This is a genomic window from Haloechinothrix salitolerans, from assembly GCF_042662605.1.
GTDB lineage: Bacteria > Actinomycetota > Actinomycetes > Mycobacteriales > Pseudonocardiaceae > Haloechinothrix_A > Haloechinothrix_A salitolerans.
Genome location: NZ_JBHSXX010000001.1, coordinates 4,584,281 through 4,610,673, shown reverse-complemented (window position 1 = coordinate 4,610,673; position 26,393 = coordinate 4,584,281). Strand labels below are relative to the sequence as shown.

Here is a 26,393-nt window from a genome sequence, read left to right as displayed (position 1 = left end):
ATCCTGGCCAGTTCGTGCTCAAGGTCCCGAGCAGGAGGTTGTGCGGTGACGGAAACCGAATCGGGGGAGGCAAGGGCTATCACGATCGGTGTGGTCGCCGAGTCAGGTGAGGGTGAACGCAGGGTCGCGCTGGTGCCCAAGATGGTGCAGCGGCTGACGCGCCGGGGCGCGCGTGTTGTCGTGGCGTCCGGTGCGGGCGCGGGCGCGCACCTTTCGGATGACGACTACACCGAGGCGGGCGCGACCATCGGCGAGCCCTACGACGCCGACGTCGTGGTGGGCGTCGCGCCACCGAGTGACGCCGAGATCGCGCGGCTACGGGAAGGCACTATCCTCGCCGGGTTCCTCGCGCCACTGTCCGATCAAAATCGGATCAGCGCGCTGGAGAAAGCCGGTGTGATCGCGTTCGCGATGGAATCCATTCCCCGGATCTCGCGAGCGCAGGCAATGGACGCGCTGTCCTCACAAGCAAATGTGGCGGGTTATCGCGCGGTGCTCCTCGCGGCGCAGCATCTCGCCCGGTTCTTCCCGATGCTGACCACGGCGGCGGGCACCGTGAAGCCAGCGAAGGCACTGGTCCTCGGTGCTGGCGTTGCCGGCTTGCAGGCCTTGGCGACCGCGAAGCGACTCGGCGCGCAGGCCACCGGCTACGACGTCCGACCCGAGGTTGCCGACCAGGTGCGTTCCGTCGGGGCGCAATGGCTGGACCTCGGCATCGAGGCGGTCGGTGAGGGCGGCTATGCCAGGGAACTCACTGAGGAGGAGCGCGCCGAGCAGCAGCGCAAGCTCACCGAAGCGATCACCGGCTTCGACGTCGTCATCACGACCGCACTCGTCCCGGGGCGCGCGGCACCGAAACTGGTCAGCGCCGAGGCCGTGCGGGGCATGCGGCCCGGCAGTGTTGTCATCGACCTCGCGGGTGAGACTGGCGGCAACTGCGAGTTGACCGAGCCGGGCCAGGTCACAACGGCGCACGACGTGACGATCGTGTCGCCGTTGAACCTGCCCGCCGAGATGCCAGACCACGCCAGCGAGTTGTACGCGCGAAACATCGTCGAGCTGCTGGAACTGATCATCGACACCGACGGCAGGCTCACGCTCGACGCGGGCGACGAGATCATCGCGAAGTCGTGCGTCGCGGGCAACGACAAGCTCAGCCAACCCGAGCCGGCGAGCGGGACGGAGGACAGCTGATGGACAGCGAGCTGGTACAGAACCTGGGGATCCTGGTGCTCGCGGGATTCGCCGGGTTCCTCGTGATCTCCAAGGTGCCGAACACGCTGCACACCCCGCTGATGTCGGCGACAAACGCGGTGCACGGTGTCGTGGTGCTCGCGGCGCTGATCGTGCTCGGTCAGGGCGTCGACCTGGGCGTGTTCAACGACATTCTGCTCGTCATCGCGATCATCTTCGGCACCATCAACGTCGTCGGCGGGTTCCTGGTGACCGACCGGATGCTCGGGATGTTCAAGGGCAAGCCGGGTGACAAGGCGAAGAAGCAGGAGGAGACGGCGTGAGCTGGATCCAGGACCCCGCGTTCATCAACATCCTTTACATCATCTCCTTCTCGCTGTTCATTTACGGGCTGATGAAGCTGACCGGCCCAAAAACGGCGGTGCAGGGCAACTGGATCGCCGCGGCGGGCATGGGCGTCGCCGTGGTGGCGACGCTGCTGATCCGGGGGATGAGCAACTGGTGGCTGATCGCGCTCGGCGTCGTGGTCGGCACCGTCATCAGCATCCCCGCCGCTTACAAGGTCAAGATGACCGCGATGCCGCAGATGGTGGCGCTGTTCAACGGCCTCGGCGGTGGCGCGATCGCGTTGATCTCGTGGGCGCAGTTCCGCGACACCGGCGGCTTCGCCGAGGAGGAGCTGTCCAAGGTCATCGCGTCGTTGTTCGCCGCGCTGGTCGGGTCGATCTCGTTCTGGGGCTCCAACGTCGCGTTCGGCAAGCTGCAGGAGATCCTGCCCGGCAAACCGGTCGGGCTGGGGCGACTGCAGCAGCCGGTGAACCTGCTGACCTTCGTGGCGGCCGTGGTGTGCGCGGTGGCGATCGCGTCCGGTCAGACGTCCGAGTGGTGGATGATCGGCCTGCTCATCGCATCGGCGATCCTGGGGCTGATGGTGGTGCTGCCCATCGGTGGCGCCGACATGCCGGTGGTGATCTCGCTGCTCAACGCGCTCACCGGGTTGTCGGCCGCCGCCAAGGGCATCGCGCTGGACAACACCGCGCTGATCGTGGCAGGCATGATCGTCGGTGCGTCCGGTTCCATCCTGACCAGCTTGATGGCGAAGGCGATGAACCGGTCGATCCCCGCGATCGTGGCGGGCGGTTTCGGTGGCGGTGGCACCAGCGGCGGTGGCGACACCGGCGGCGAGGACCGGCACGTCAACAGCACCAGCGCCGCCGACGCGGCCATCCAGATGGCCTACGCGGGCAACGTGGTCGTCGTTCCCGGCTACGGCCTCGCGGTGGCGCAGGCACAGCACCTGGTCAAGGAGATGGCCGAGCTGCTGGGGGAGAAGGGCATCACCGTCTCCTACGCGATCCACCCGGTCGCGGGCCGGATGCCAGGCCACATGAACGTGCTGCTGGCCGAGGCCGACGTGCCCTACGAGGCGCTCAAGGAGATGGACGAGATCAACTCGCAGTTCGGGCAGACGGACGTCTCGCTGGTCATCGGCGCCAACGACGTCACCAACCCCGCAGCCGAGACTAACCCCGACTCGCCCATCTACGGCATGCCGATCCTCAAGGTCAACCAGAGCCAGTCGGTGATCGTGCTGAAGCGTTCGATGAGCCCAGGCTTCGCCGGTATCGAGAACGAGCTCTACTACGACCCGAAGACAGCGATGCTGTTCGGCGACGCCAAGTCATCGGTCGCGGACATCGTCGAGGAGCTCAAACAGCTTTAGGGTGTCGACTCCGCCGGGGCGGGCGCGGACGCGGTTCCGTGCCCGCCCCGGTGTGTGTCTGGTGGTGTGCGTTATGCGCCGCTTGGCGCGTCGCGGTTGTCGCGCAGGATCGTCAGGATCTCGTCGAGCTTCGTGCCGTGGTCGTCGAGCTTCGCGGTGTGCTCGTCAAGCTTCGCGGTGTGCTCGTCGACCGTGGTAGTCAGTGAGTCGAGCTTCGAAGTGTGCAAGTCCAGCTTCGCGCTGTGCCTACCAAGGATGGAGGTATGGAACTCCAGCGTTGCGCTGTGGGAATCCAGGACGGCGCCATGCCGCGCCAGGGCCGTGCTGTGTTCCTGTTGAGTGGCGTCAATGCGCGAGATCGTTCTATTCGTTTCGATGAGCTGTTGATTGGTCTCGTCGAGCAGCAGGTAAAGGTCTTCGATGTCGTGCTGGTTCCGCTTCACGCGCCGGTCGACGTCGGACGCTGGCGTCATCGTGGTGATCTCCCTGGGTCGGGTGCAACTGATCCTGCCACCGTAGGCCGCGCTTCCGACAGTCCCCGTTCGAAGTTCAGCGCAAGTGCGGCATAGGTACAACAAAGGCGCGCCGGACCACCGGTGTGAGTGATGTGTCGTCGCCGTCGTCCGACTCATCCAGCCAGATCGCCCGGACCAGGCGCAGCCGGGTGTCAGCGGTGGCGCTGCGGTACGACGGCGTGCCGACTGCGGACGTGTCCGGCCAGGCGTCGCGGTCCGTTGCCAGGTCCAGCGCCCAGCCGGTTCCGGTAGTGTTCACGAGCTTGTCGATGCGCTCAGCCTGCTTCGATGAGTCGAACTCGAAAAGCGCCATGCTGACGGCGGCACGTCGGCCGTCGACGGTGGTCAGGTAGCTGCCGAGGTGGACGCCCTCGCAGTCTGATGCGGCCACCGTGGAGCGGAGGTCGCCGTAGGTGTGGCGTGCGCAGCGCCGATCGGTGTCCGCCGCCATGACATGGAAGTCGAGCCCATCGACATTGTGGATCACTAGGTCGGGAAGGGGCGTGCTGCTGCCGGTGGGGGAGGAGTCGCTGGCTCCCGCCGTCGCGACCGCGATCACCGCGATGAGGCCAACCACGAGCAGGCAGACTACGGCGATCGGTAGCGGACGCAGCAACATCGATCGCTGTCGAGGGCTACTGGACGGCTGCTGGTGCGGCGGGCCGGATGCTGTCGGGTGCGGACGACCGGGCACGGCCCGCGGCCCCGCACCGGGCGCCTGCGGCGTCGGCCCTGGCGGCGCGGCAGGCGGCTGCCCGTGCGGAGCCGCGCCGGACGACGGCGGCCGTGCGGTCGTTACCGCGCTCGGGAACCCTTCCTTCGCCAGCGTGGTGTCCGGCTGGATCGGAGTCGCGGGGTCGACAGCGCGGAGCACGGCCCGCGCTTGTTCCGCCGAGCACGGATTTGGGCCGGGCGGCGTGAGCGCCGCGATGGCGTTCTTGAGGCCGTTGATCGTCGGATAGAGCACCCGCACCGGTTGGTCGAGATCGCCCTGGCCAGGCGCTACCGAGTCGACGAACGGACCGACTGCCAGCACCGTGGCGACCGGTACCGTCAGCCCCGCTTCGTGGGCGATTCGCTGGGCAAGGTGCCGGGATGCCGCGAGCGCGGGCGAACCGGGGTTGACCGCGTCACCCGAACCGACCAGTGGCCAGTTGTCGGCCTTCCACTGTCCGTACAGCGGCGCATCCAGCCGCATGGTAGGCCCTGGCAACTCGACGCCGCTGATCAACAACACTCCGTGCGGCGTGACGACGATAGCGTCGAACGGCGTGCTGAAGCCCCGCGGCGTCACGTTCATGAGGGCCATGCCGCCCACGGTGCCGTCACCTCGGCCGAGGCCGCGAAGGCTCGCGCTGATGTCGGCGGCGATAAGTGAGTTCGGCTTTCCGTCGCCTACTAGCCGCATTCGGCCTCCGCCCCGCGTGGTGTCGCGATCGTGGGGTTCCGCGCTGCGTTCGATGTCACGCGCACAGATTATCCAGTCATTCGATCGAGTGGGTTCGACTCGGCTCTCATCGCACAGCGTCACCGTGTCGCTACCGGCGGCGATTCTAGCGGCAGTGATCTATGCCACGAGAAAAATTCATCATAAGCCAAGCGTCATTATTGACAGTGAGCCGACTCACCTAGTTGTGTAGACCCAATTGATGGTCGCCCAAATGGGTGAACACGAGGAGGAGGTCAGCATGACCGATCGCTCACGGTGGCGCCGGAAGCTCGCGGTGGCCGCTGCCGCCGCGCTCGCGCTACCCATGATGGGGGTGTCGAGCGCTTCCGCGCAGGAAAGCGATTCCCCGCTCGCGCCAGTGTCCGACTCGCTCAGCGGGCTGCTGGGCACGCTCGCCGGTGGTTCCCAGGTCACCGCGCTGGTGCACGGCAGCGACCTGGCCGCGGCCGAGGCGGCCATCGCCAAGGTGGGCATGGACCGCGTCACCAGCTTTGATCGGATCGCCGTCGTGGCAGCGACCGGCACCGTCGACCAGGTGCGCGAGGTGCGCGGGGCCGAGGGTGTGACCTACGTCGAGAACAACGACCCCATTGAACTGTTCGCCTCATCGGGCACCGTCGCCACCCGCAGCGCCGAGGCACGTCTTTCGCGGACGAGTCCCACCGGCGAGGCGCTGGATGGCAGCGGATCGTCGGTGGCGATCATCGACACCGGCGTCGACCCGAACCACCCGGCCTTCGCCGCCGAGGACGGCTCAAGCAGGGTGGTCCGCAACCTCAAGAGCCTCTGCACCTCCGACCAGGACACCGGATGCATCATCGACGCCGGTCCGCTTGACACCGACACCCTGTCGGTCGGTGGCCACGGCACCCACGTCACCGGTATCGCTGCCGGGGCGCCGTACTCGCTGTCCGGTATCGACGTCGGCGGTTCCGCGCCTGGCGCCAAGATCGTGTCCATCTCTACCGGCGCGGGCCTCGTCATCCTCGGTGCCAACGCCGCCCTGGACTGGATCCTGGAAAACCATGAGGCGCCCTGCGGTGCCGACGTCTCCGCCGAGGAATGCCCGCCGATCAAGGTGATCAACAACTCCTACGGTCCCAGCGGTGGTGGCGAGTTCGACCCGGACTCGGCGACCGTCAAGTTGCAGCGCGCGCTGGCCGCCGAAGGTGTCGTCACGGTCTGGGCCAACGGCAATGACGGCGGCGACGGCTCGCAGAGCCTGTCCAACCCGCCTGGGCAGGACCCGACCCCCGGTGTGATCTCCGTCGCGTCGTACTTCGATGAGGGCACCGGTACCCGCGACGGTAAGGTCTCCGACTTCTCCTCGCGCGGTCTTGCCGAGGACTCGTCCACGTGGCCGGACATCTCCGCGCCTGGTGAGGCGATCGTGTCCGCGTGCCGCCCGTACCTGCTGATCTGCAGCACCGGTGGCGAGCCGTACAGCGGTCCTGGTTTGCTCGATCTCGCAACGTACAACGTGATCAGCGGGACGTCGATGGCGGCGCCGCAGATCACCGGCATCGTGGCGCAGCTGTACCAAGCCAAGCCGGACGCGACCCCGGCTGAGATCGAGGACGCGCTCAAGGCGACCGCCCACAAGTACACCGACGGCGCGGCCTACGAACCGCTCGAGGACTACACGTCGAGCTTCGACAAGGGCACTGGTCTTGTCGACGTTGTCGCAGCCGTGGACCACCTGACCGCGACGTCCTGACCTCCTCCCGCGGGAACTCGCCGCGAAAACCCGCGAAAACCCGCGAAAACACAGCGGCTCACCGGGAGTTATGACACGATCGTGTCGTGTTGTGGCTCCCGGTGAGCCTTCTTTCGTTGTGACACCTGGTGCGGATGGGGCGACATGACATAGTGTGTGACCACAAAGGAGAGCGAGTTCGCGCTCGATGACTGAACTCCGGGGCTACTGACGAGGTCGTAGGGGAAGATGCTCCTCGTCAATCCAGCACCGTCGACAAGCGGAGGTCAGCAGTGAGCGCACGTGAGCTCAGCCGTGGCGTAGTGTATGTCCACTCGTCGCCAGCTGCGGTATGTCCGCACGTCGAGTGGGCTATTTCTGGTGCTCTGGGACAGCGGGCCGAGATGGAGTGGACCGCGCAGCCAGCGGCACCGGGACAACTGCGCGCCGAATGCGCCTGGCGTGCCGCGCCGGGCACCGCTGGCGCGCTCGCCAACGCACTCAAGGCGTGGCCGATGGTGCGTTTCGAGGTCACCGAGGAACCGAGTCCCGGCGTGGATGGTGAGCGGTTCTGCCATGCACCGGGACTCGGACTGTGGCACGGCCGCACGAGTGCGAACGGTGACATCATCGTGGCGGAGAACCAGTTGCGGGCACTCGCCGAGAACAGCAGGGCGGGGGAACAGTTCGCGCACAAGATCGACGAACTGCTCGGCGCGAGCTGGGACGAGGCGTTGGAGCCATTCCGGCATGCGGGGGACGGTGCGACGGTCACCTGGTTGCACCAGGTCGGTTGATCACTCGTCTGGACCAGTCCGGTGTGGAGAGCTACTAAGCTGGCCGTGTGCCAGCGATCGTCAACGCCAGCGTGAGCAGCCGCTGGCTGGTGCCGGTGCTGATCGGCGTCGTCTCACTCGCCCTCGCGGGCGGCCTGCTCGCGCGCGATCTTTATCAGCGGGCCGACAGCGAAGCCGCGATCGGACCGGTGAGCCTGCCGACGACGACCTCGCTCGCGGCCGAGGAGCAGCCCGGCTCGCCGCTGGTCAAGCTCACCCCGGATGCGGCACGGCACCCGCACGACGAGACGGTGCGGCGGTTGCTGCAGGCGTACTTCGACGGCATCAACGGTCGCAACTATGACCGCTGGAAGACGTCGGTCACGAGCGAGCGAGTCCGCGCCAAGACCGAGCGGCAGTGGCTGCGCGACTACCGTTCAACGCAGGATGGCAACATCCTGGTACACCGCATCGAAACCGCCCACGACGACACCATGCGGGTGCTGCTCAGCTTCACCAGCACGCAGGACATTCGCGATGCGCCGGTGATCCTGCCCCGTCGGTGCATCCGCTGGTGGCTCGCCCTGCCCATCGCGCTGGAACGTGGCCACTGGAAGATCGACACCGTCCCGCCGGGAACGGTGCCCGAGATGGCGGCGTGCTGATTCGTCGCGTTACGTCGCACTTGGCTGCCGGTGTCGCCATGGGACAGCCGACGTCGTCGTGATGCCGAGCCCGCCTTCAGGACGGTGTGGCCGGGGAGTCATCTGGCGTTGGTTCGCCAGCGGCCGTTGGCTCGTCGAACCGGTCGAACTCGAACCTGATCTCGCCATCGACGATCACCGTGCGAACGATGCCCGCCGCGTCCTTACGGGACAGTCGATACAACGTCGTGGCGAGGGACTCCACGGCACCGCGTGGCTCGTAATCCGTCTGCAGGATGGTTCGGTGCAGGTCCGCGATATCCCATCCCTCGTTGTTTCCGCTGCCAGCCGGGACGGCGAGCGCGACGTCAAGCAGCCATCGCGATGGTTTCCCGACGATCGATGGGGTGCGATGCGCCGTGATCGCGATGACTTGGTCGGCACGCACCAGGCCGTCGCTGAACGTTCGGATCCAGATGTGTTCCACCACGTGTCACCCCTTCGCGGATCACAGTGCCTGCCGTTGTGAATGACGCTTTCGCCGCGGTCAACGCGAGAAAAGCGTCATTCACCGCATCCTGCGGACCATAACCGACACCGTAACCGACACCGCGCGCTGCCCGGGGGCGCCGTTGACCTCGGGCAGCCCGACGGGTCATACCGCCGCGAAGGCCAGCGAGACGTTGTGGCCGCCGAAGCCGAACGAGTCGTTGAGGGCGACGTCGAGGTCGGCCTTGCGCGGCTCCCCTGTGACGACGTCGTGGCTGACGCCGGGGTCGATCTCGTTGAGGTTCTGTGTCGGCGGAATCAGTCCGTGGTACAGCGACAGGATCGTCGCCACGGACTCCACCGCACCGGCAGCGCCGAGCAGGTGTCCCAGCGCGCTCTTGGGCGCGGTGAGCACCGGGTGCTCGCCGATGGCCTTGCGGACGGCAACCGTCTCGGTGACGTCGCCGACCGGCGTCGACGTCGCGTGCGCGTTGACATGCCCCACCCGCGACGGGTCGATGTCGCCGGTGCGCAGCGCCGCCGCCATCGCCCGTGCCTGGCCGGAGCCCTCTGGGTCCGGGGCGGTGATGTGGTACGAGTCGGCGCTGGTGCCGATCCCCGCCAGCGAGGCGTAGATCCGCGCACCACGCGCCTTCGCGTGCTCCGCCCGCTCCAGCACCACGATGCCCGAGCCCTCGCCGAGCACGAAGCCGTCCCGCTCGGCGTCCCACGGCCGTGACGCCGCTTCGGGCTCGTCGTTTCGGGTGCTCATGGTGCGTGACTGCGCGAAGCCCGCCATGGTGATCGCCGCGATGCACGCCTCAGCGCCGCCCGCGACGACGACGTCCGCCTCGCCGGAGCGCAGCATCCGCCACGCCCACGCGATCGCCTCCGCCCCGGACGCGCAGGCCGAGACAGGGGCGTGCACCCCTGCTCGTGCCTTGAGTTCGAGACCGACGTAGGCGGCTGGTCCGTTCGGCATCAGCATCGGAACGGTCAGCGGTGACACCTTGCGCAGCCCGCTGGTCTCCAGCAGGTCGTCCATGTTCAGCAGGGTGGTCGCGCCGCCGATGCCGGTGCCGACGACAACGCCGAGCCGCTCGGGATCGACGTCGTCAGCGTTGCCTTCGCCGAAGCCCGCGTCCTGCCACGCCTGCCGCGCGGCGACCATGGCGACCTGCTCCGAGCGGTCGAGCCGTCGGGCCTCCACCCTCGGCAGCACCTCGCTCGGTTCGACGGCGAGCCGCGCGGCGATCTTGACCGGGAGGTCGAAGCGCTCCACCCAGTCCTCGTCGAGCCTGGCGACCCCGCTGCGACCCGCGAGCAGGCCGTCCCACGTGGACTCGACGTCCCCGCCGAGCGGCGTCGTCGCGCCGAGTCCGGTTACCACGACTTCGGCGTTACTCATGATCGTCCCTAAGGTTGTTGGTGTCTGGGGTTGATGCCCTGGACGCCCAGGGCGGTGGGGTGTAGCTGATGATCGTTCGCCTTTGTCGAGGCTGGAGAGGACTGGCTGCCCCGCCGTGCTGGACGCTCCGGCCGCTGATTGAGAGCTGATGCGGACCGTCGCTGTTTAGGGATCTGCCGGCGGGGTTGTCCACGGGCTTGACCAGTAACGACAGGAGTTGACCGGTGGCCGATCACCCGGAGATCTGGGTCGGGATCGACGTAGGAAAGCAGACGCATCACGCGTGCGGGATCGACCCAGACGGGAAGGTCATATTCCGTCAGAAACTCGGCAACGACCAGCATTCGATCGAGCAGCTGCTGGCCCGCGCCGGCCACACTGCCCCACGGGTGCGATGGGCGGTTGATCTGACCAGCCCACTGGCGTTGCTGCTGATCAGCGTGTTGTTGGCCGCCGAGCAGACGGTTACCTATGTCCCGGGCCGGGTGGTCAACACCATGACCGCAGGCTTCCGCGGCGAGGGCAAGACCGACGCCAAAGACGCACGCGTGATCGCCGAAACCGCGCGCCTGCGGCGAGATCTGGACCAGGTCGCCATGCCCGACGAGCTGGTGGTCGGGCTGACCCAGCTCACCAGCTACCGCACCGACCTGATGGGCGACTGGGTGGCCGGGATCAACCGGCTTCGCGCACTGCTGGGGTCGATCTTCCCCGGCCTGGAAGCCGCCTTCGACTACTCCAACCGGACCCCGCTGATCCTGGTCGCCGGGATGTGCACGCCGGCTGAGATCCGCACCGCCGGAATCGACGGCGTAGCAGCGCATCTGCGGGAGAACAAGGCGTGGCCAGCCGGGATCGCCAAGACCGCGGCCGCCGCCCTGGCCGCCGCCCAAGCCCAGACCATCGCGCTGCCCGGTGAGACCGACACCGCGATGCTGGTCAAGCGCGTCGCGGCGAAGCTGCTTGATCTCGACCGCGAGATCAAGGACACCGACAAACTGATCACCGCCCGGTTCCGCGCCCATCCATGGGCGGCGATCATCGAATCTCTGCCAGGCATGGGACCCGGCCTGGGCGCGGAGTTCCTGGTGGTCACCGGTGGCGACCTGGCCGCATTCGGCACGGCCGGTCGACTGGCCTCCTACGCAGGACTGGTGCCCGTACCGCGTGATTCCGGGCGAGTAAGCGGCAACCTGCGCCGCCCCAAACGCTACAACCGGCGCCTGCGCAGGGTGTTCTACATGGCCGCATTGTCCAGCCTCAAGGTCACCAACGGCCCGTCGCGGCGGTTCTACGACCGCAAACGCAGTGAGCGGCTCATTCATACCCAAGCACTCCTAGCCCTGGCCCGACGCCTGGTCGACGTGCTGTGGGCACTGCTGCGTGACGGACGCACCTTCACCCTCGCCGAACCAAGTTCGGCCGCCGCTACTGCTTGACAACTTCATTGAGAGTCCCTTCGAGTACGTCGGGCGGCGCCTGAGTGACCGCGGGTGCTCAGGAGTTGTTGGCGACGTAGGCGACGGCGTCACCGACCGTCTTGAGGTTGGCCAGCTCGTCGTCCGGGATCTTGACGCCGAACTTGTCCTCGGCCTGCACCGCGATCTCGACCATGGACAGCGAGTCGATGTCGAGGTCGTCGACGAACGACTTCTCCTTGGTCACCTCGTCCTGCGCGACCCCGGCGACCTCCTCGACGATCTCGGCGAGGCCAGCGACGATGTCCTGCTCGGTGAGCTGCTTGTCAGCCATGTGTGTCCCGTTTCCTTCCTTGGTTGCACCCCGCGCGGTGTGGCGGGGTGGGTGGTGATCAGGGTGCGATGAAGACCTGTCCCGCGTAGGACAGCCCGGCACCGAACCCGACGGCCAGCACCACGTCGGCCCGCGAGACCCTGCCCGCCGCGCGCATGTGGTCGAGCGCCATCGGGATGGACGCCGACGAGGTGTTGCCCGAGTACTTGATGTCGTCGGCGACCACCATGTCCTCCCGTGCGCCTTTGGCACGCAGGCGCTTGGCGATGGCTTCGACGATGCGGAGGTTGGCCTGGTGGGGGATGAGCACGTCGACATCCGACGGTTCCAGCCCGGCGGCGGCGACGGCCTCCAGCGCGACCGGCGCGATCTTGGTGGTCGCCCACCGGAAGACCGACTGACCTTCCTGGTAGATGTAGCGGTGGTCGCGCATGTAGATGGTGTCGACAAGATCACCCGCACTACCCCAGGTCACCGGGCCGATCTCCGGCTTATCCGACGGCCCCACCACAGCGGCGCCCGCGCCGTCGGCGAAGATGATCGCGTTCGCCCGATCCAGCGGGTCGACGACGTCGGTGAGCTTTTCCGCGCCGATGACCAGCACTCGGCCAGCGGAACCCGCCTTGATCAGGTCGGAGGCGACACCAAGGCCGTAGCAGAACCCCGCGCAGGCGGCGTTGAGGTCGAACGCGCCCGCCGCCTTGATGCCGAGCCGGTCAGCCACTTGCGCCGCCGCGTTCGGGATCGGAGACGGCATGGTGCAGTTCGGCACGATCACCGTGTCTATGTCGGACGGCTCGACGCCCGCGTCGGCCAGCGTTCGCTCGCCAGCGGTGACCGCCATGTCGACAAGCAGTTCATCCTTGTCCGCGAAGCGGCGTTCGATGATGCCCACACGGTCGCGAATCCACTGGTCGTTGGTGTCCATCACCTTCGAGAGGTCGTCGTTGGTGACGACCTTCTCCGGCTGGAAACTCCCGATTCCCAGGATGCGGGTGGCTGCGACGCCGGTCGACTGGCGCAGGGTCGTCACGATGCGGTGTCCTCGTCGGTCGGGGCCAGCTTGGCGACGTCGTCCGGGGTCTTGAGTGCGACCGTCGATGTCACGGTGCCCTTGAGCTGGCGCCGCACCAGCCCGGTGAGCGTACCGGCGGGAGCGAGCTCAACAGTAGCCGTCGTGCCGAGCTTGGCTAGGGTGTCCATGGTGAGGTCCCAGCGTACGGGGCTGGTCACCTGGTTGACGAGACGTCGCAGGTATTCGTCGCCGCTCTCGACGACGGCACCGTCATGGTTCGACAGCAGTGGACGCGAGGGATCGCGCACCGTGATCTTCTCGGCGTGGGCCGCAAGGGCCTCGCGGGCAGGGGCCATGTACTCGGTATGGAACGCGCCAGCGACCCGCAGTTGCCGCACCTTCGTGCCGGGCATCGGCTCCGCCACGATGCGCTCGATGGCGTCGGCCGCACCCGAGGCGACGATCTGACCAGCGCCGTTCTGGTTCGCGGCCGCGAGTCCGTTCTCCGCAAGCCATGCCACGACCTCGTCCGGGTCGCCCAGCATCACGGCGGCCATACTGGTTTCGGCCAGCCCGCATGCTTTCGCCATTTCCGCACCCCGTACGGCGGCCAGCGCGACGGCGTCGTCGGCGTCGAGCACACCCGCGATCGCGGCGGCGGCTAGCTCGCCAACCGAGTGCCCGGCGACAGGGGTGTCGGCGGACAGCGTTCCGCGCTGCTGAGCGGCGTCGAACGACAGTAGCGATAGCGCCACGATCAGCGGCTGCGTAACGGCGGTGTCGGTGATCTCCTCGGCGTCACCGGTGGTGCCGAGCCGGCGCAGGTCGAGCCCGGCGCGCTCCGACCAGCGATCGATGGCGTCGCGCGCGCCGTCGACGTCGAGCCACGGCGTCAGCATGCCGGGAGACTGGGAGCCTTGTCCTGGAGCGAGCACAGCAAAGGTCACTGCTCCAGGGAACACGGTCAGCGGGGGTTTCGGGGATGCCGGAGAGCACGAAGTACTTTCCACGACTTTGGAGGATTCCTCCAAACGTTTCTGGGAGATGAACTGGTTGTGGCGATCACTCTTGTGGGATCCGCATATCACTCACGGCGCCGTTCGGGACAGCGGTCGCGCTGAGAGGTTGCTCACAGCCGCGTAGGTGACCGGCTCACCATGTGCCCCGTGATCGAGCGAGCCTGCCGACGGCCATGCCGATGCGCAGCACGAACGCGTCACGCGGGTCCATCGGGTTCCGCCCGGTCAGCTCGGTGGCGCGCTTCAGCCGGTAGCGCACCGTGTTCGGGTGCACGAACAGCGCCCGAGCGCATGCCTCAAGAACGCCGCCCGCCTCGAGGTACGCGGCGACGGTCTCCTCGATGGCGCCGCCCGCCTCATCGAGCGGCCGAGCGATCTGGTCGATGAGTTGCCGCTCGGCGTCGGCGTCGCCGGTCAGCGCGCGTTCCGGCAGCAGGTCCAGTGAACGGACGGGCCGTGGCGCCGCTTCCCAGCCGACGACGGCTCGGAGCCCGGACAGTGCTTCGGCGGTGCTCTGGTGGGCATCGGCGATGCTGGTCACCGTTGGCCCCGCGACGACAGGGCCGTCGCCGAACGACTCCGCGAGGGTGTCCAGCACGGTCTCCGCGCGCGCCGAGCCTGTGGTGGGTCCGCCGACGACGACGATCAGCCGGGAACCCTGCACGCCGAGCATCACCGGCCGGTCGATGCGTGCTGCCCGCGCGCGGACGTCCTTGACCGCGATCGGTGGATCCTCTGGCGGCGCGTTGCCCACGATCGCCGTGGCCGCGTCGGCGAGGTCCCAGCCCAACGCCGACGCGCGGGAGAGCAGCGCCTCCTCGGCGTCGCCGCGCACGATGCCGTCGACGACGAGGGCTTCCAGTCGTGCGTCCCACGCGCCGCGTGACTCGGCGGCGGTAGCGTAGGCGGTCGCTGCGGTAAACGCGACCTCGCGCCCATACCGGACGGCTGCCTCGGCCAGTGCCGCGCGTTCGGTTTCGTTCGCGGCGAGCTTGGGTAGTTCTTGTTCGAAGACGTCGAGAGCGATCCGGATCAGCAGCACGGTGTGGCGCATGTTGATCCAGCGCGACAGTTCCTGCGGTGCGTTGCGGAAGGCATCGGTTTTCGGACGCTGCGCCGTGTCGGGGTCGCGTAGCCACTCGATGAAGCCCGCCGCCTCGACCTGAGTGATCAGCAGGATGCTGGCGCGCTGGTCGGCGGGCATGCGAGAGAACCATGGCAGTCGTTCCGCCATCGCCGCCACGCTCTTGGCCGCGAGTTCCCCTGACGCGCGCTCCACCTTCCGCACGGTGCGCGCCGACAGCTCCCCCTCGTGTCTCATCTGCCATGTCGCGTCTGCGCCCATGGGGCAACAGTAATCGACTGCGGTGCGGCCTCGGTTCGGTCGTGTAGCGGCGCCACGAGTGCTGCCCGAGAGTCGCCCGAGTGTGGCGGGCGAAAACAGGACGATCGCCCGATGACTCGGATGATTCGTACCCATTTCGGGGATAATCTCGCGGATTGCCACTCTGCGGTGGGCGGCGGTTTCGTGATAATGCGCGGAGAACCTGGCGAGTCATCACAGCGAGATAGCGCGAACTGCTGGGAGAAATCCGGCATAACGCCGCTACGTGCGCGAATTCGATGCCGTGCCGAGAAACCCGGTGCGACGGGTACGGCGCGCCGCACCGGGTTTCTCGGCATCCCCGGTCCCCACCGGTGGATCCACTATGGACCCCGAGATTCGGGATACGCCACCGGACTCACTCTTTCGTGTCGCCGTTTCGAGTTGCCCCGTTCTGTGCGTTGATTAAGGTCTCGCCAGACACCGGCGTTTGTCACGACCAAGGAGGAGATTGCAGTGGATCAGCTCAAGGAGGGTTTGGGCGACGCGTGGAGCGCTATAGCCACGTTCGTGCCGAAGCTCTTCGCATTCTTGATCATCCTGCTGATTGGATGGCTGATCGCGAAAGCGGTTGCCAAGGGATTGACGCTGGTTCTCAACCGGCTTGGTTTCCCGAAGCTCATCGAGAAGACCGGTCTTTCGGGAACGCTCAGCCAATCCAAGGTTGACGCGACGGGAATTATCGCCAAACTGGCGTACTACTTCATCCTGCTGATCGCGCTGCAGCTCGCGTTCGGCACGTTTGGCCCGACCAATCCGGTAAGCGAGCTCCTCAACGACGTCATCGCCTTCCTGCCGAGGATCGTGGTCGCGATCGTGCTGGTGGTCGTCGCGGCGGCCATCGGCAACGCGGTGCGCGGCCTGGTCAGCAACGCGATGGCGGGCAGGGGAGCGGGCAACCTGCTCGCGTCGATCGCCTACTACTTCATCCTGGCCTTCGGCATCATCGCCGCACTGAACCAGGTCCAGATCGCCACCACGGTGACCGGTCCGGTTCTGATCACGGTGCTCGCCACCATCGGCGGCGTGATCGTCGTTGGCTTCGGTGGTGGCCTCATCAAGGCGACCTCGGAGCGCTGGCCCGGTTGGCTTGCCAACATTGAAGGTCAGTTCGGCGGCGGTGGCCAACAGCAGACTCGCGCTACCGCTGGCGCGGGCGCGCGGTCCGCGCAGGCCTCGCAGGGTACTGAGCCGCCAACCCCGCCGCACGGCAACCCCGTTCGGTAACGTTACGGGTTCGCCCCGACCCCGGTGCCCGGTGACGGAAGTCCGTCACCGGGCACCGTTTGTGTGTAGGGGCGTGGGAGCCCGGCCCGGCCCTGATCCACTACCGAGGTGGCCGGGAAGTGCTGCTCACGCCCGCTTCGGGGGCAGCGGGACGAACCCGCTGGTGCGCCGCACGTAGTCGGCGTAGCCGGGCCTGCTGGACAGCATTCGGCGTTCGGTCATCGGCTTGCCGGTGCCACGCGCGAGCAGCGTGGTCATGACCACTGGCGCGACGACGGTGAGCAGCCCGATCCAGTGGTAGCCGGCGAACAGGAACAGGCCCCACCAGACGCAGGCGTCGCCGAAGTAGTTCGGGTGCCTCGAGAACCGCCACAGCCCACTGTCCAACACTCGCCCCTTGTTCTCAGGGTTGGCGGAGAACCTCGCTAGCTGCGCGTCGGCGATCGTTTCGAACAGGAACCCGATCAGCCACACCACCACGGCGAGGACGTCGAGCACGCCGAGGCCCGCTGTCAGGTGTGCCGCGGCTTGCAGTGGTAGCGACACGAGGAACATGATCGCGCCCTGCGCCGGGAAGACGACGAGAAGCAGGTGCCGGTACGGGTTGCCGCCCGCGCGCTCGGCCATCTCGGTGTAGCGCGGGTCCTCGCCGCGCTGGCTGTTGCGTTCGTGCAGGTGGGCGGCCAGTCTGCCGCCCCACACCGCCGTCAGCGTCAGCACCAGCCACGCCCGTGGCTCGCCCGCCGAGACGACGACGCCCACCGCCGCGATGGCGACGAATCCGAGTCCCCACGCGGTGTCGATGGTGTCCTTGCGGCCCCTGGCCACGGTGACCGCGAACGTCACCGCGAGCACACTGACGACGGCCACCGCCGACGCCACGAGGTTGACCAGCAGGCCGTCCAAATTCACGCGCCCACCCCGAAGCCGCTGCGGCCTTCGCCGTCGAGTCGCACCGCGAGGATCTGGTCGACGCCCATCCGGTTCTCCTCGAACGCCAGCGCGCCACCAGCGAGGTACAGCCGCCACACGCGCGCGAACCGTTCGCCGCTGTGCGCCACGACGGCGTCCCAGCGCTGTTCGAGGGTGTCCTGCCAGGCCCGCACGGTCTGCACGTAGTGCTCCCGCAGTGCCTGCACGTCGCGGATCTCCAGCCCGGCGCGTTCCAGGTGCGCCATGGTCGCCGACAGCGGCCGCATCGTCATGTCCGGTGCGATGTAGGACTCGATGAACGCGCCACCGCCGGGAGCGTTCGTGCCGCGCGACATCTGTTGCAGCAACAGCCTGCCCTGCGGTCGCAGCATCGTCCGCAACGTCTCGGTGTAGCGCGGGTAGTTGTCCTCGCCGACGTGCTCGCCCATCTCGATCGAGGCGACCGCGTCGAACGACCCGGCGTCCTCGGTGTCGGGCAGTTCCCGGTAGTCGCGCAGCCGCACCTCGACCAAGTGGTCTAGTCCGCGCTGTTTCGCCCTGGCGTGCACGAACTCAGCTTGCTCCGCCGAGAGTGTGATGCCAACGGCACGGACCTCGTATTTCTCGGCGGCCCGTAGCAGCAGCGAGCCCCAGCCGCAGCCGACGTCGAGCAGCCGCATGCCCTCTTGGAGCCCGAGTTTCTCGCAGATCAGGTCGAGCTTGTCGCGCTGCGCGTCGTCGAGCATGTAGTCGGGGTCGTCGGCGGTGAAGTACGCGCACGAGTACGCCATGTGCTCGTCGAGCACCAGTGCGTAGAAGTCGTTGCCGTGGTCGTAGTGGTGCGAGATCGCCGCGCGGTCCCGGAATCGGCCGCGCAGCCGCGCCTCCTCGGCGGGCGGGGCCGGTGGCGGGCCGAGCACGCCGCGTCGTAGTCCGAACCCGAGCCCGGACAACAACGTCTTCGCGCTGATCCCGCTCGTGCCCGCGTCGCGCACGGCCGCGCCACCCCGCCGGAGGGCCTCGGTCAGATCGCCCTCGACGTCAAGGTCGCCGCACACGTAGGCCCGCGCCAGGCCGAGCTCGCCCGGCTTGAACAGCAGTCGGCGTAACGCCTTCGGTGAGCGAAGCACCGCCTGCGGGCCGTCGACCGGTCCGGCATGGCTGCCGTCCCAACCTTTGAGCCCGACGGGGAGTGCCACGCCCATCGTCTCCGTCATCAGGCGCTCGATCTCCTGGGCAACACCCGTCATCGCCTACCCCTTCCTCGGTCCCGCTGCCTATCCGTTGTTCGGAGAGGCCTCGAACGCGGATTGGCGAACGAGCCGATCTCGACCCATCCGGGCGGGCGTCGGCGCCGAATGAAGATGTGACGCCGTTTCGCATGTCATGAACGAGAGGACATCGATGAGTCGCCAGCGAGTCGCCGTGATCGGCGCGGGGGTGTCGGGGCTGACCGCCGCGTACCTGCTCCAGCGCCGCTACGACGTGCTGCTGTTCGAGGCGGACGACCGGCTCGGCGGTCACGCCCACACCCACGACGTCGCGACGTCGGAGGGTACGCAGCTTGCCGTCGACAGCGGGTTCATCGTGCACAACGAGCGCACCTACCCGAACCTGCTGCGGTTGTTCGGCGAGCTGGGCGTCGCCACGCAGGACTCCGAGATGTCGATGAGCGTCCGCTGCGACGGCTGCGGGCTGGAGTACGCGGGCGGCAGGGGCGTCGGCGGCGTCACCGCGCAGCCCCGTGCGCTGCTGCGATCCGCCTACCTGCGAATGCTGACGGAGCTGCCGCGTTTCCATCGTGCCGCGCATGCGGTGCTGGCGGCGGAAGACGATGGCACGACCACCACGCTCGGCGAGTTCCTGCGCGCGGGCGGCTACTCCCGCTACTTCGCCGACCACATGCTGCTGCCGCTGATCTCGGCGGTGTGGTCTGCCGATTTGCGCACCTGCCTGGACTACCCGGCGCGCTACCTGTTCCGGTTCCTCGACCACCACGGGATGTTGTCGGTCACCGGATCGCCGACGTGGCGCACCGTCACCGGCGGCTCGCGCACCTATGTCGAGCGCGCGGTCAAGAACCTCACCGCCGTGCGGACGTCGACACCGGTGCGCGTGGTGTCTCGTCACTCCGGCGGCGCGACGGTGCGCGACGAGGCGGGGGAGACCCACGACGTCGACAAGGTCGTCATCGCCACCCACGCCGACCAAGCGCTCAGCCTGCTGGCCGATCCCACGGATGACGAACGCCGCGTGCTCGGCGCGTTCGGCTACTCGGTCAACGAGACATGGCTGCACGCCGACGACAGCGTGCTGCCGAACGCCCCGAAGGCGAGGGCGTCGTGGAACTACCTCAAGCTCGGCTGCCACGTCACACCGGAGAAGGTGCTGATCAGCTACGACATGAACCGGCTGATGAACCTGTCCACAAGCGATCAGCATGTCGTCACCCTCAACGCGACGGACTTCGTGGACCGGCGTGGCGTTCGCTACCTCGACGACAGCAGCGTGATCGCGCGGATGACGTACGAGCACCCGATCTACACGCCGGGGTCGGTGGCCGCGCAGGCGGAACTGCCGTCGCTGCGCACCGCGACCACGACCTACGCCGGTGCCTACCACGGCTGGGGCTTCCACGAGGACGGGTGCGCGTCCGGCGTCGCCGCCGCTGAGGCGTTCGGGGTGTCCTGGGCGTGATCACGGCACCCGCGCTGTACGAGACGACGGTGGTGCACGCCCGGCGACAGCCGCGCGTGACGGTGTTCCGCCACCGGTTCTACCTGTGGCTGGTCGACGTCGACGTGCTGCCGAGGCTGCCGTGCCCACTCGCGCCGTTCGCCCGGTTTCGCGCCGCCGACCACGGTGACGGACGCGGCGCGACGATCCGCGAGGACCTCGACCGCTGGCTCGCCGAGCAGGACGTCGATTTGCGCGGCGGCCGGGTGCTGATGCTGGCGTCGGCGCGAGTGCTCGGGCACGTGTTCAACCCGCTCAGCGTGTTCTGGTGCTACCGCGACACCGGCGAGCTGGCCTGCGTCGTCGCGGAGGTACACAACACCTACGGCGGCAGGCACCGCTACCTGCTCTACCCGGACGTGAGCGGCGACGACACCGCCGAGAAGCGGTTCTACGTCTCGCCGTTCATCACCGTCGACGGGACGTATCGGCTGCACGTGCCTGAGCCGGGCGAGCGGCTGCACGTCACCGTCGCGCTGGACCAGGCCGACGGCCGCGTGCTCACCGCTGTCCTGCGCGGCACGCGGCTGCCCGCGACTGCGCGGCAGTTCGTCCGGCTCCTGCTGCGCTACCCCCTCGCACCCCTGGTTGTCTCGGCGGCCATTCGCCTGCGCGGTATCGCGCTCTGGCTGCGTGGCCTGCCGATCGTTCCCCGTGTCGTGACCAACGAGGAGAAAGCCACATGACCAGCGACATGACCATCGACAGGGCTACGGCGTGGCCCGGGATCGCCACCGCTCCCCGGTCCGCGCCGCGAGCATGGCTGGCCGAGCTGCTGTTCCGGCAAGCGGTGCGGTCCCTGCCGGTGCGGGTGCTGCTGCCGGACGGCTCCCACTTGGGTGCCGGGAAACCGGACGCGCCCGCGATGCGGCTGGTGCGGCCCGCCGACTTCTACCACCGGCTCGGCGTCGACGCGAAGATCGGCTTCGGCGAGTCGTACATGGCGGGCGACTGGACGTCCGACGAACTGGCCGAGGTGCTGACACCGTTCGCCGTGCGCATGGCCACGCTGGTGCCGCCGACGCTGCAGCGGCTGCGGCGCTGGGTGGATCGCCGCAGGCCGGATGCCGAGCGCAACGACCTCTCCGGGGCGCGCAGCAACATCGGCCGTCATTACGACCTGTCGAACGACCTGTTCGCGGCCTTCCTCGACGAAACCATGACGTACTCGGCGGCGTGGTTCGAGCACTCGTGTCAGAGTCTCTACGACGCGCAGCTGCGCAAGATCGACGGCATCCTCGACTACGCGGGCGTGCGCGAGGGCAGTGAGGTGCTGGAGATCGGCACCGGCTGGGGCGCGCTCGCCATCCGCGCGGCGCAGCGCGGCGCGCACGTGACGTCGGTGACGATCTCGCGGGAGCAGCGTGAGCTGGCGGAGGCGAGGATCGAGGCGGCCGGGGTGTCGGACCTCGCGACGGTGCTGCTCTGCGACTACCGGCAGGTCACTGGCAGCTACGACGCGATCGTGAGCGTGGAGATGCTGGAGGCGGTCGGGCTGGAGTACTGGCCCACGTTCTTCGCCGCCGTCGACCGGCTGCTGCGGCCCGGCGGGCGGATCGGGCTCCAGGTGATCACCATGCCGCACGACCGGATGCTGGCCACCAGCGAGTCGTACACCTGGATCCACAAGTACGTCTTCCCCGGTGGGATGTTGCCCTCGGTGCGCGCCATCGAGGAAGCCGTCGCCGACAACACCAGGCTGCGGGTGGTTGAGCGCCGCACGCTTGGGTTGGACTACGCGCACACGCTGCGGCTGTGGCGGGAACGTTTCCTTGCCAACTGGAACGAGATCCGCCGCGGTGGCTTCGACGAGACGTTCCGGCGGATGTGGGAGTTCTACCTCGCCTACAGCGAGGCGGGCTTCCGATCGTCCTATCTGGACGACTGGCAGTTCTCCATGGTCAAGCCCGCCTAGGGCAGGCTCCTAGCCCGCTACCCGCGGGTCCGCTGGGGTCAGGTCTGCGCCGCCTGGCCTCAGCGCGGGTGGCGTGGGGCCTACGTCGCGTGGGTACGGTGCACCGTGCCACGTTCCGCCCGCAATGCCCCATTCGTCGTGTTCCCCATCTCGAAGAAGTTGATCTGAAGACGTTTCGGTCGTCATAACGACCACACCGTCTTCAGATCAACTCGAAATCCGGCCGTGAGTCTGATGACTCGCTCAAAACGTCCGACCGTGCGCCGCCAGCCGAGACGTCGAGCCGGGTCCAATCGCGATCCGCGCGCCGTCGTGAGTCGCTTCACGACCGCCGCTAGCGCGGCTGCCAGGCGTCTTCGTCCTTCGTGCGGGCCATGACGCGGTCCGGCAACTGTTGCGCCGCGAGGTCCGCGATGCTGACCTGCTCGAACACTTCGCGGAGGCTGCTGCGCGCCGCGATCCAGACGTGTTGCAACGACGCCGCCGACGCGTTGTATGTGACGCCCTCTGGGCGCAGGCCGTAGATGCTGACCAGCGGGCCGTCCACCGCCCTGATGACGTCCGCGACCGTCACCGTGGCCGCGTCGCGGGCCATCCGCCAGCCACCGGACTGGCCTCGCTGGCTGACCACGATGCCAGCCCGTCGCATGTCGGCGAGGATCGCCTGTAGGAAGCCATGCGGGACGTCTTGCGAACGGCCGATCTCCTCGGCGTTGACCGCCTCGCCCTCCGGCCGCCGCGCCAACTCGATCAGGGCGCGGAGCGCATAATCAGACTTCGCTGAGACCCGCATGACACAAAGTCTCTCAGAAAACATGACTTAGAGCTTCGGCGGTATAAAAAGCCCTCGAAGATTCGGTAAATCGCGCACAAAGAACCGGCGTCAGCCAAGCGCCATCGTCATCACCGGCTCGGTGGTGGGCTGTTCGGAGCCGCCTTCCGGCTCGACGGTCACGCCAAGGACGTTGGCGCCGGCGATGGTGTCCGCGATGACCGGCGTGTCCTGGTCGGCCAGCAGCCCGGCGGAGTGTGCGCCGTCTGGCCCGATCAACCAGAGCTGGTACGTCTTGTTCTCGCCAGGCTCGGGCACTTCCTTCGGTAGGAAGGCGACCTTGCCGTGCTGGCGGGAGACGACGACGGTGGCTCGCATATCGCCGGATTTCGCCGCCATGATCTTGGTGTTCCGCGCCGCGATCATGTCGGCGACCGTCTCGTACCGATCGCTGACCTCGGCAAGCCGCTGCTCGGCACGTGTCGCTTCGTCGTCCAGCCGGATGACCTGCGAGCCGAGCACGATCGCGGCGATCGCCGCCGCGGCTGCCGCCAGCGCCGTCACGCGCAGCGGCCACTTTCTGCCTCGGAGGGGGATGATAGGACCTTCGTCCGGTGGAAGTTGGCGCACCCGGCGAATACTGGCCATGACGTCTTGTTTGAGCGACTCGGGTGGTTGCGTCGCGACGGCGGAGCCGAGGCGGGCCGCCGTCTCCCGCATCTCGCTGACTTCTTTGCGGCACGCCGCGCATTGGGCCAGGTGGTCCTCGAACGCCGCGCGCTCGGACTCCGACAACGCATGCAGCGCGTACGCACCGGTCAGGGTGTGAATGTCGGCGTTCATCGGCTCACCCCCAAGCAGTCGCGCAGCCGGATGAGGCCGTCACGGAGGCGTGTCTTGATCGTTCCGAGCGGGGTGTCGAGCAGTCTGGCGACCTCACCGTAGGTGTAACCCTGGTAGTACGCCAGGCCGACGGACTCTCGCTGCAGTTCGGTGAGCGTGTCAAGGCAGTTGCGTACCTGATGTTGCTCGAACCGGTTCGCGACCTCGTCCGCGACACTGTCGAACGGTGTGTCCCGCTGGCTAGCCGCCATCCGGGCTTCCCTGTCGATGGTCGACTGCGACGAGCGCACCCGGTCGACCGCCCTGCGATGTGCGATGGTCATCGCCCACGACGTCACGCTGCCCCGCTCGGACTGAAACCGCGACGCCGTGCGCCACAGCTCGACGAAGACCTCTTGGGTGACCTCCTCCGACTGGGCGGGGTCCCGCATGACCCTGAGTACGAGCCCGTACACCCGTTCGGCGAGCAGGTCATACAGCTCGGCGAAGGCATGCTCGTCTCCTCGGGCCACCTGGCTCATCAAGTCTTGATGACCTGATTGGGCTACCGCACGCAGGTCCGGCGTGCCGGAACTCGGGCGCTCAGGTGTCGCACCGTGCATCGCATCTCCTCATCGCGGACAGCTAACCGCAAGGTGTTCGGAGCCGCTGGTCGTCTCGGATTGGTGCGCTGCGCACGTTTCTGCGGTGACCAGTCCATGACGTTGTCTGCGCCGAATGACCGACGCGGTCGGCAGACCGCCCAGTACGACACGGCAGCAGGAGAACAGTATGGACTCGCACCTTCACATCCGCGCGGTATCACCTAACCGGGTCGCCGGCGCGGTCGTCGGAGCGTGTCACACCCTCATCGGGATGGCAGGGCTGACCCTGTCAGCGATCACGGGGTTCGCCCTTGGCGAGACGTCCCGGCTGCTGGTGTTCCAGGCGAACCCGCTCTACAGCCTGCTGCACGTGGTGCTGGGCATAGCGCTCGGTCTCGCGGCTTATCGCGGGCTGCGGCACGCGATGCTGATGAACTCCATCGCGGGTGCCCTTTACGGCGCGCTGGGCTTCGTGGGGCTGATCCTGCTTGGCACGGGCACGCACCCGCTCGCGGGAACTGGTCCAGACAGCGTGCTGCACCTGTCCAGCGCCGTTGTCCTGCTCGGCGTCTCGGCGGTGCGCAGGTGACCATACGTTCGAGTGAAGTGCTCACACGACCAATCCGCCGCGATCACCGCGCCGAATGCTGGGCATGACCACCAACGACCGGAAGCATGGAACGCGCCGCGGTGCCCGCATCCTGATCGGCGCCATCGTGGGCGTCATCGCCGCTGGCTCCGGACTCGCGCTCGGTGAGCTGGCCGCGGCCGTCACGGGGCCAGCGACGTCCCCAGTGCTTTCGGTTGGTTCGGCTGCCATCGACCTCGCACCGACTCCGGTGAAGGAGTTCGCGATCCGCACTTTCGGCACCGCGGACAAACTGGTGCTGATCTCCGGCGTGCTCGCGGTGCTCGTGGTCCTGTCGGCGCTCGGGGGCATCCTGGTCAGGACGCGATTCGCCACCGGTGCGGCCATCTTCATTTCCTTCGGTGTCCTCGGCGTGCTCGCCGCGGTGACCCGCGCCAGCGCGCAGCCGACCGACAGCATGCCGTCCGCGCTGGCGGGTGTGGCCGCCCTCGGCGTGCTGTACCTGCTGGTCCGTGTGTGGCGCAAGGGCGAGGAGCCCGCGATGGCGGAAGGCGTAGCTCCCGGCGACGTGACGCCCGCCGATACGCCGGACGCCGCGCCGGACTCCGTTGCGGGCACCACCGAGGGCACCACCGAGCGCGGCACGCCTTCCCGTCGGGGCCTGCTAATCGCGAGCGCGGCCAGCGTCGCGGTCGCCGCCGTCGCGGCGACGGCGGGCAGGCTGCTGCAAGCCGTCCGGCGGGACGTCGCCGAGTCCCGCGCCGCCGTGCGACTGCCGAAACCGGCCGATCCCGCGCCGGAGCTGCCCGCCGGGTACCGCACGAAGGTGTCGGGCATCAGCCCGTACTTCACGCCGAACAAGGACTTCTATCGCGTCGACACCGTGCTGTCGCTACCGTCCGTTCCCGCCGAGGAGTGGACGTTGCGCATCGGTGGCGACGTGAAGCGGCCGATCGAGCTGAGCTTCCGTGACCTCCTCGACCGCGGCCTGACCGAGCGCGACCTCACGCTGTCATGCGTGTCCAACGAGGTCGGCGGTCCCTACGTCGGTACGGCGCGCTGGCTCGGCATCCCGCTCGGTGACCTGCTGCGCGAGGCCGGAGTGTCCAGCTCGTCGGATCAGCTGCTGAGCCGTTCCGAGGACGGCATGACCATCGGCACCCCCATGGAAGGGGTGCTCGACGGCAGGGACGCGCTGCTCGCGGTCGGCATGAACGGCGAGCCACTGCCTGTCAACCATGGATTTCCCGCTCGCATGATCGTGCCGGGTTTCTACGGTTACACCTCGGCGACCAAGTGGGTCGTCGAGCTGACCGCGACCCGGTTCGACGAGGTCCAGGCGTACTGGACCCAACGGGACTGGGATCCGCGCGGGGTCGTCAAGACCGCCTCGCGCATCGACGTGCCGCGACCGTTCGAACGGGTGAGCCAAGGCGAAATCACCGTCGCCGGTGTTGCCTGGGCTCAGCATCGCGGCATCAGTGCGGTTCAGGTCCGCATGGACGGCGGTCCATGGCAGGACGCTGAGCTCTCCACACAGGTCAGCGCCGATACCTGGCGGCAATGGCGCACGACCTTCTCCGCTCGTCCCGGCACTCGCCGGTTCGAGGTCAGAGCCGCCGACGGCAATGGGGACCCGCAGACCGAGAAGCGCACGCGACCGTTCCCCGACGGTGCGTCCGGTTGGCATTCCGTTGCCGTGACCGTCACCCCATAGCACCCGCACGAAGGCTCGTCGGGTTCGTAGGAA

At 67.8% G+C, this 26,393-nt stretch carries 26 protein-coding genes; 13 read left to right on the top strand and 13 right to left on the bottom strand.

Annotated features, from left to right (window positions below; all coding sequences use genetic code 11):
* Positions 1-45 precede the first annotated feature (45 nt).
* From ACFQGD_RS21850 to ACFQGD_RS21840, 3 genes are read left to right on the top strand one after another with little or no spacing between them, the layout of a single operon-like run.
* A complete protein-coding gene (locus tag ACFQGD_RS21850) occupies positions 46-1,194 on the top strand; it encodes a Re/Si-specific NAD(P)(+) transhydrogenase subunit alpha (protein ID WP_345401066.1) in 1,149 nt (382 codons plus the stop codon).
* Complete coding sequence (locus ACFQGD_RS21845; protein WP_034273313.1) at positions 1,194-1,517, top strand: NAD(P) transhydrogenase subunit alpha part 2; 324 nt, start codon at positions 1,194-1,196, stop codon at positions 1,515-1,517. The genes ACFQGD_RS21850 and ACFQGD_RS21845 overlap by 1 nt, the downstream gene beginning before the upstream one ends.
* Positions 1,514-2,917, top strand: a complete 1,404-nt coding sequence (locus tag ACFQGD_RS21840) for an NAD(P)(+) transhydrogenase (Re/Si-specific) subunit beta (protein WP_345401071.1) — start codon at positions 1,514-1,516, stop codon at positions 2,915-2,917. The genes ACFQGD_RS21845 and ACFQGD_RS21840 overlap by 4 nt, the downstream gene beginning before the upstream one ends.
* Before the next feature lie 71 nt (positions 2,918-2,988).
* On the opposite strand, the gene ACFQGD_RS21835 is transcribed toward ACFQGD_RS21840, so the two are convergent.
* Together ACFQGD_RS21835 and ACFQGD_RS21830 are read right to left on the bottom strand one after the other, a co-directional pair.
* The gene (locus ACFQGD_RS21835; protein WP_345401074.1) at positions 2,989-3,390 is read right to left on the bottom strand and encodes a hypothetical protein; all 402 of its coding nucleotides are present in this window, start codon (positions 3,388-3,390) and stop codon (positions 2,989-2,991) included.
* A 76-nt stretch (positions 3,391-3,466) separates the two neighbouring features.
* Positions 3,467-4,840 carry a hypothetical protein gene (locus tag ACFQGD_RS21830; RefSeq protein WP_345401077.1) on the bottom strand — a complete coding sequence of 458 codons (1,374 nt, stop codon included), beginning with the start codon at positions 4,838-4,840 and terminating at the stop codon, positions 3,467-3,469.
* A 280-nt stretch (positions 4,841-5,120) separates the two neighbouring features.
* On the opposite strand from ACFQGD_RS21830, the gene ACFQGD_RS21825 reads away from it, so the two are divergent.
* The 3 genes from ACFQGD_RS21825 (at position 5,121) to ACFQGD_RS21815 (ending at position 8,019) form a co-directional block, all read left to right on the top strand.
* A complete protein-coding gene (locus ACFQGD_RS21825; protein ID WP_345401080.1) occupies positions 5,121-6,599 on the top strand; it encodes a S8 family serine peptidase in 1,479 nt (492 codons plus the stop codon).
* Positions 6,600-6,871: 272 nt separating this feature from the next.
* A complete protein-coding gene (locus tag ACFQGD_RS21820) occupies positions 6,872-7,375 on the top strand; it encodes a DUF3145 domain-containing protein (RefSeq protein WP_345401083.1) in 504 nt (167 codons plus the stop codon).
* Positions 7,376-7,422: 47 nt separating this feature from the next.
* Positions 7,423-8,019, top strand: coding sequence for a hypothetical protein (locus ACFQGD_RS21815; protein ID WP_345401086.1), 597 nt, complete (start codon positions 7,423-7,425; stop codon positions 8,017-8,019).
* A 76-nt stretch (positions 8,020-8,095) separates the two neighbouring features.
* Here ACFQGD_RS21815 and ACFQGD_RS21810 read toward each other — a convergent pair whose 3' ends face one another.
* Positions 8,096-8,488, bottom strand: a complete 393-nt coding sequence (locus ACFQGD_RS21810) for a hypothetical protein (RefSeq protein ID WP_345401088.1) — start codon at positions 8,486-8,488, stop codon at positions 8,096-8,098.
* A gap of 165 nt (positions 8,489-8,653) precedes the next feature.
* A complete protein-coding gene (gene fabF / locus ACFQGD_RS21805; RefSeq protein ID WP_345401091.1) occupies positions 8,654-9,895 on the bottom strand; it encodes a beta-ketoacyl-ACP synthase II in 1,242 nt (413 codons plus the stop codon).
* 224 nt (positions 9,896-10,119) lie between these two features.
* Between fabF and ACFQGD_RS21800 the strand changes: the two genes are divergently transcribed.
* On the top strand, positions 10,120-11,334 hold the full coding sequence (locus tag ACFQGD_RS21800; RefSeq protein ID WP_345398877.1) for an IS110 family RNA-guided transposase: 1,215 nt from the start codon (positions 10,120-10,122) through the stop codon (positions 11,332-11,334).
* A 58-nt stretch (positions 11,335-11,392) separates the two neighbouring features.
* Here ACFQGD_RS21800 and ACFQGD_RS21795 read toward each other — a convergent pair whose 3' ends face one another.
* The 4 genes from ACFQGD_RS21795 to ACFQGD_RS21780 form a co-directional block, all read right to left on the bottom strand.
* Positions 11,393-11,647, bottom strand: a complete 255-nt coding sequence (locus ACFQGD_RS21795) for an acyl carrier protein (RefSeq protein ID WP_034273219.1) — start codon at positions 11,645-11,647, stop codon at positions 11,393-11,395.
* Positions 11,648-11,705: 58 nt separating this feature from the next.
* A complete protein-coding gene (locus ACFQGD_RS21790; protein ID WP_390183351.1) occupies positions 11,706-12,683 on the bottom strand; it encodes a beta-ketoacyl-ACP synthase III in 978 nt (325 codons plus the stop codon).
* Positions 12,677-13,624: an ACP S-malonyltransferase gene (locus ACFQGD_RS21785; RefSeq protein WP_425557343.1), complete on the bottom strand. Its 948-nt coding sequence runs from the start codon at positions 13,622-13,624 to the stop codon at positions 12,677-12,679. Before ACFQGD_RS21785 ends, ACFQGD_RS21790 begins: the two co-directional genes overlap by 7 nt.
* Positions 13,625-13,814: 190 nt before the next feature.
* On the bottom strand, positions 13,815-15,026 hold the full coding sequence (locus ACFQGD_RS21780; protein WP_345397834.1) for a PucR family transcriptional regulator: 1,212 nt from the start codon (positions 15,024-15,026) through the stop codon (positions 13,815-13,817).
* Positions 15,027-15,521: 495 nt separating this feature from the next.
* Here ACFQGD_RS21780 and ACFQGD_RS21775 point away from each other — a divergent pair, with 495 nt between their 5' ends.
* Positions 15,522-16,292 carry a mechanosensitive ion channel family protein gene (locus tag ACFQGD_RS21775; protein WP_345397831.1) on the top strand — a complete coding sequence of 257 codons (771 nt, stop codon included), beginning with the start codon at positions 15,522-15,524 and terminating at the stop codon, positions 16,290-16,292.
* Positions 16,293-16,418: 126 nt separating this feature from the next.
* On the opposite strand, the gene ACFQGD_RS21770 is transcribed toward ACFQGD_RS21775, so the two are convergent.
* Both ACFQGD_RS21770 and ACFQGD_RS21765 read right to left on the bottom strand, forming a co-directional pair.
* On the bottom strand, positions 16,419-17,204 hold the full coding sequence (locus ACFQGD_RS21770; protein WP_390183340.1) for a DUF1295 domain-containing protein: 786 nt from the start codon (positions 17,202-17,204) through the stop codon (positions 16,419-16,421).
* Entirely contained in the window at positions 17,201-18,454 is a 1,254-nt protein-coding gene (locus ACFQGD_RS21765; protein ID WP_345397828.1) for a cyclopropane-fatty-acyl-phospholipid synthase family protein, read from the bottom strand. The genes ACFQGD_RS21770 and ACFQGD_RS21765 overlap by 4 nt, the downstream gene beginning before the upstream one ends.
* Positions 18,455-18,608: 154 nt before the next feature.
* On the opposite strand from ACFQGD_RS21765, the gene ACFQGD_RS21760 reads away from it, so the two are divergent.
* Genes ACFQGD_RS21760 through ACFQGD_RS21750 form a run of 3 tightly spaced genes read left to right on the top strand, consistent with a single transcriptional unit; the run spans position 18,609 to position 21,855 of the window.
* Positions 18,609-19,901, top strand: coding sequence for an NAD(P)/FAD-dependent oxidoreductase (locus ACFQGD_RS21760; protein WP_345397825.1), 1,293 nt, complete (start codon positions 18,609-18,611; stop codon positions 19,899-19,901).
* Positions 19,901-20,626 carry a DUF1365 domain-containing protein gene (locus tag ACFQGD_RS21755; protein WP_345397908.1) on the top strand — a complete coding sequence of 242 codons (726 nt, stop codon included), beginning with the start codon at positions 19,901-19,903 and terminating at the stop codon, positions 20,624-20,626. Before ACFQGD_RS21760 ends, ACFQGD_RS21755 begins: the two co-directional genes overlap by 1 nt.
* Positions 20,623-21,855: a cyclopropane-fatty-acyl-phospholipid synthase family protein gene (locus ACFQGD_RS21750; RefSeq protein WP_345397822.1), complete on the top strand. Its 1,233-nt coding sequence runs from the start codon at positions 20,623-20,625 to the stop codon at positions 21,853-21,855. The genes ACFQGD_RS21755 and ACFQGD_RS21750 overlap by 4 nt, the downstream gene beginning before the upstream one ends.
* 334 nt (positions 21,856-22,189) lie before the next feature.
* Here the strand turns inward: ACFQGD_RS21750 and ACFQGD_RS21745 are convergent, their stop codons facing one another.
* The 3 genes from ACFQGD_RS21745 to sigK all read right to left on the bottom strand — a co-directional run bounded on the left by ACFQGD_RS21745 (position 22,190) and on the right by sigK (position 24,072).
* Entirely contained in the window at positions 22,190-22,648 is a 459-nt protein-coding gene (locus ACFQGD_RS21745) for an RrF2 family transcriptional regulator (protein WP_345397819.1), read from the bottom strand.
* A 90-nt stretch (positions 22,649-22,738) separates the two neighbouring features.
* Positions 22,739-23,470 (bottom strand): anti-sigma factor, encoded by a 732-nt coding sequence (locus ACFQGD_RS21740; protein WP_345397816.1) that lies wholly within the window; start codon positions 23,468-23,470, stop codon positions 22,739-22,741.
* Positions 23,467-24,072, bottom strand: coding sequence for an ECF RNA polymerase sigma factor SigK (gene sigK / locus ACFQGD_RS21735; protein WP_345397813.1), 606 nt, complete (start codon positions 24,070-24,072; stop codon positions 23,467-23,469). The genes ACFQGD_RS21740 and sigK overlap by 4 nt, the downstream gene beginning before the upstream one ends.
* A 115-nt stretch (positions 24,073-24,187) precedes the next feature.
* Between sigK and ACFQGD_RS21730 the strand changes: the two genes are divergently transcribed.
* Both ACFQGD_RS21730 and ACFQGD_RS21725 read left to right on the top strand, forming a co-directional pair.
* Entirely contained in the window at positions 24,188-24,643 is a 456-nt protein-coding gene (locus tag ACFQGD_RS21730) for a DUF4383 domain-containing protein (protein ID WP_345397810.1), read from the top strand.
* 64 nt (positions 24,644-24,707) lie between these two features.
* Positions 24,708-26,360: a molybdopterin-dependent oxidoreductase gene (locus ACFQGD_RS21725; protein WP_345397807.1), complete on the top strand. Its 1,653-nt coding sequence runs from the start codon at positions 24,708-24,710 to the stop codon at positions 26,358-26,360.
* Positions 26,361-26,393: the final 33 nt, after the last annotated feature.

Coding starts and splice junctions, on each gene's coding strand:
- ACFQGD_RS21845 (WP_034273313.1), top strand. CDS start 1,194: ATGGACAGCGAGCTGGTACAGAACCTGGGGATCCTGGTGCTCGCGGGA.
- ACFQGD_RS21835 (WP_345401074.1), bottom strand. CDS start 3,390: ATGACGCCAGCGTCCGACGTCGACCGGCGCGTGAAGCGGAACCAGCAC.
- ACFQGD_RS21830 (WP_345401077.1), bottom strand. CDS start 4,840: ATGCGGCTAGTAGGCGACGGAAAGCCGAACTCACTTATCGCCGCCGAC.
- ACFQGD_RS21825 (WP_345401080.1), top strand. CDS start 5,121: ATGACCGATCGCTCACGGTGGCGCCGGAAGCTCGCGGTGGCCGCTGCC.
- fabF (WP_345401091.1), bottom strand. CDS start 9,895: ATGAGTAACGCCGAAGTCGTGGTAACCGGACTCGGCGCGACGACGCCG.
- ACFQGD_RS21795 (WP_034273219.1), bottom strand. CDS start 11,647: ATGGCTGACAAGCAGCTCACCGAGCAGGACATCGTCGCTGGCCTCGCC.
- ACFQGD_RS21780 (WP_345397834.1), bottom strand. CDS start 15,026: ATGGGCGCAGACGCGACATGGCAGATGAGACACGAGGGGGAGCTGTCG.
- ACFQGD_RS21765 (WP_345397828.1), bottom strand. CDS start 18,454: ATGACGGGTGTTGCCCAGGAGATCGAGCGCCTGATGACGGAGACGATG.
- ACFQGD_RS21760 (WP_345397825.1), top strand. CDS start 18,609: ATGAGTCGCCAGCGAGTCGCCGTGATCGGCGCGGGGGTGTCGGGGCTG.
- ACFQGD_RS21750 (WP_345397822.1), top strand. CDS start 20,623: ATGACCAGCGACATGACCATCGACAGGGCTACGGCGTGGCCCGGGATC.
- ACFQGD_RS21745 (WP_345397819.1), bottom strand. CDS start 22,648: ATGCGGGTCTCAGCGAAGTCTGATTATGCGCTCCGCGCCCTGATCGAG.
- ACFQGD_RS21740 (WP_345397816.1), bottom strand. CDS start 23,470: ATGAACGCCGACATTCACACCCTGACCGGTGCGTACGCGCTGCATGCG.
- sigK (WP_345397813.1), bottom strand. CDS start 24,072: ATGCACGGTGCGACACCTGAGCGCCCGAGTTCCGGCACGCCGGACCTG.
- ACFQGD_RS21730 (WP_345397810.1), top strand. CDS start 24,188: ATGACCGACGCGGTCGGCAGACCGCCCAGTACGACACGGCAGCAGGAG.
- ACFQGD_RS21725 (WP_345397807.1), top strand. CDS start 24,708: ATGACCACCAACGACCGGAAGCATGGAACGCGCCGCGGTGCCCGCATC.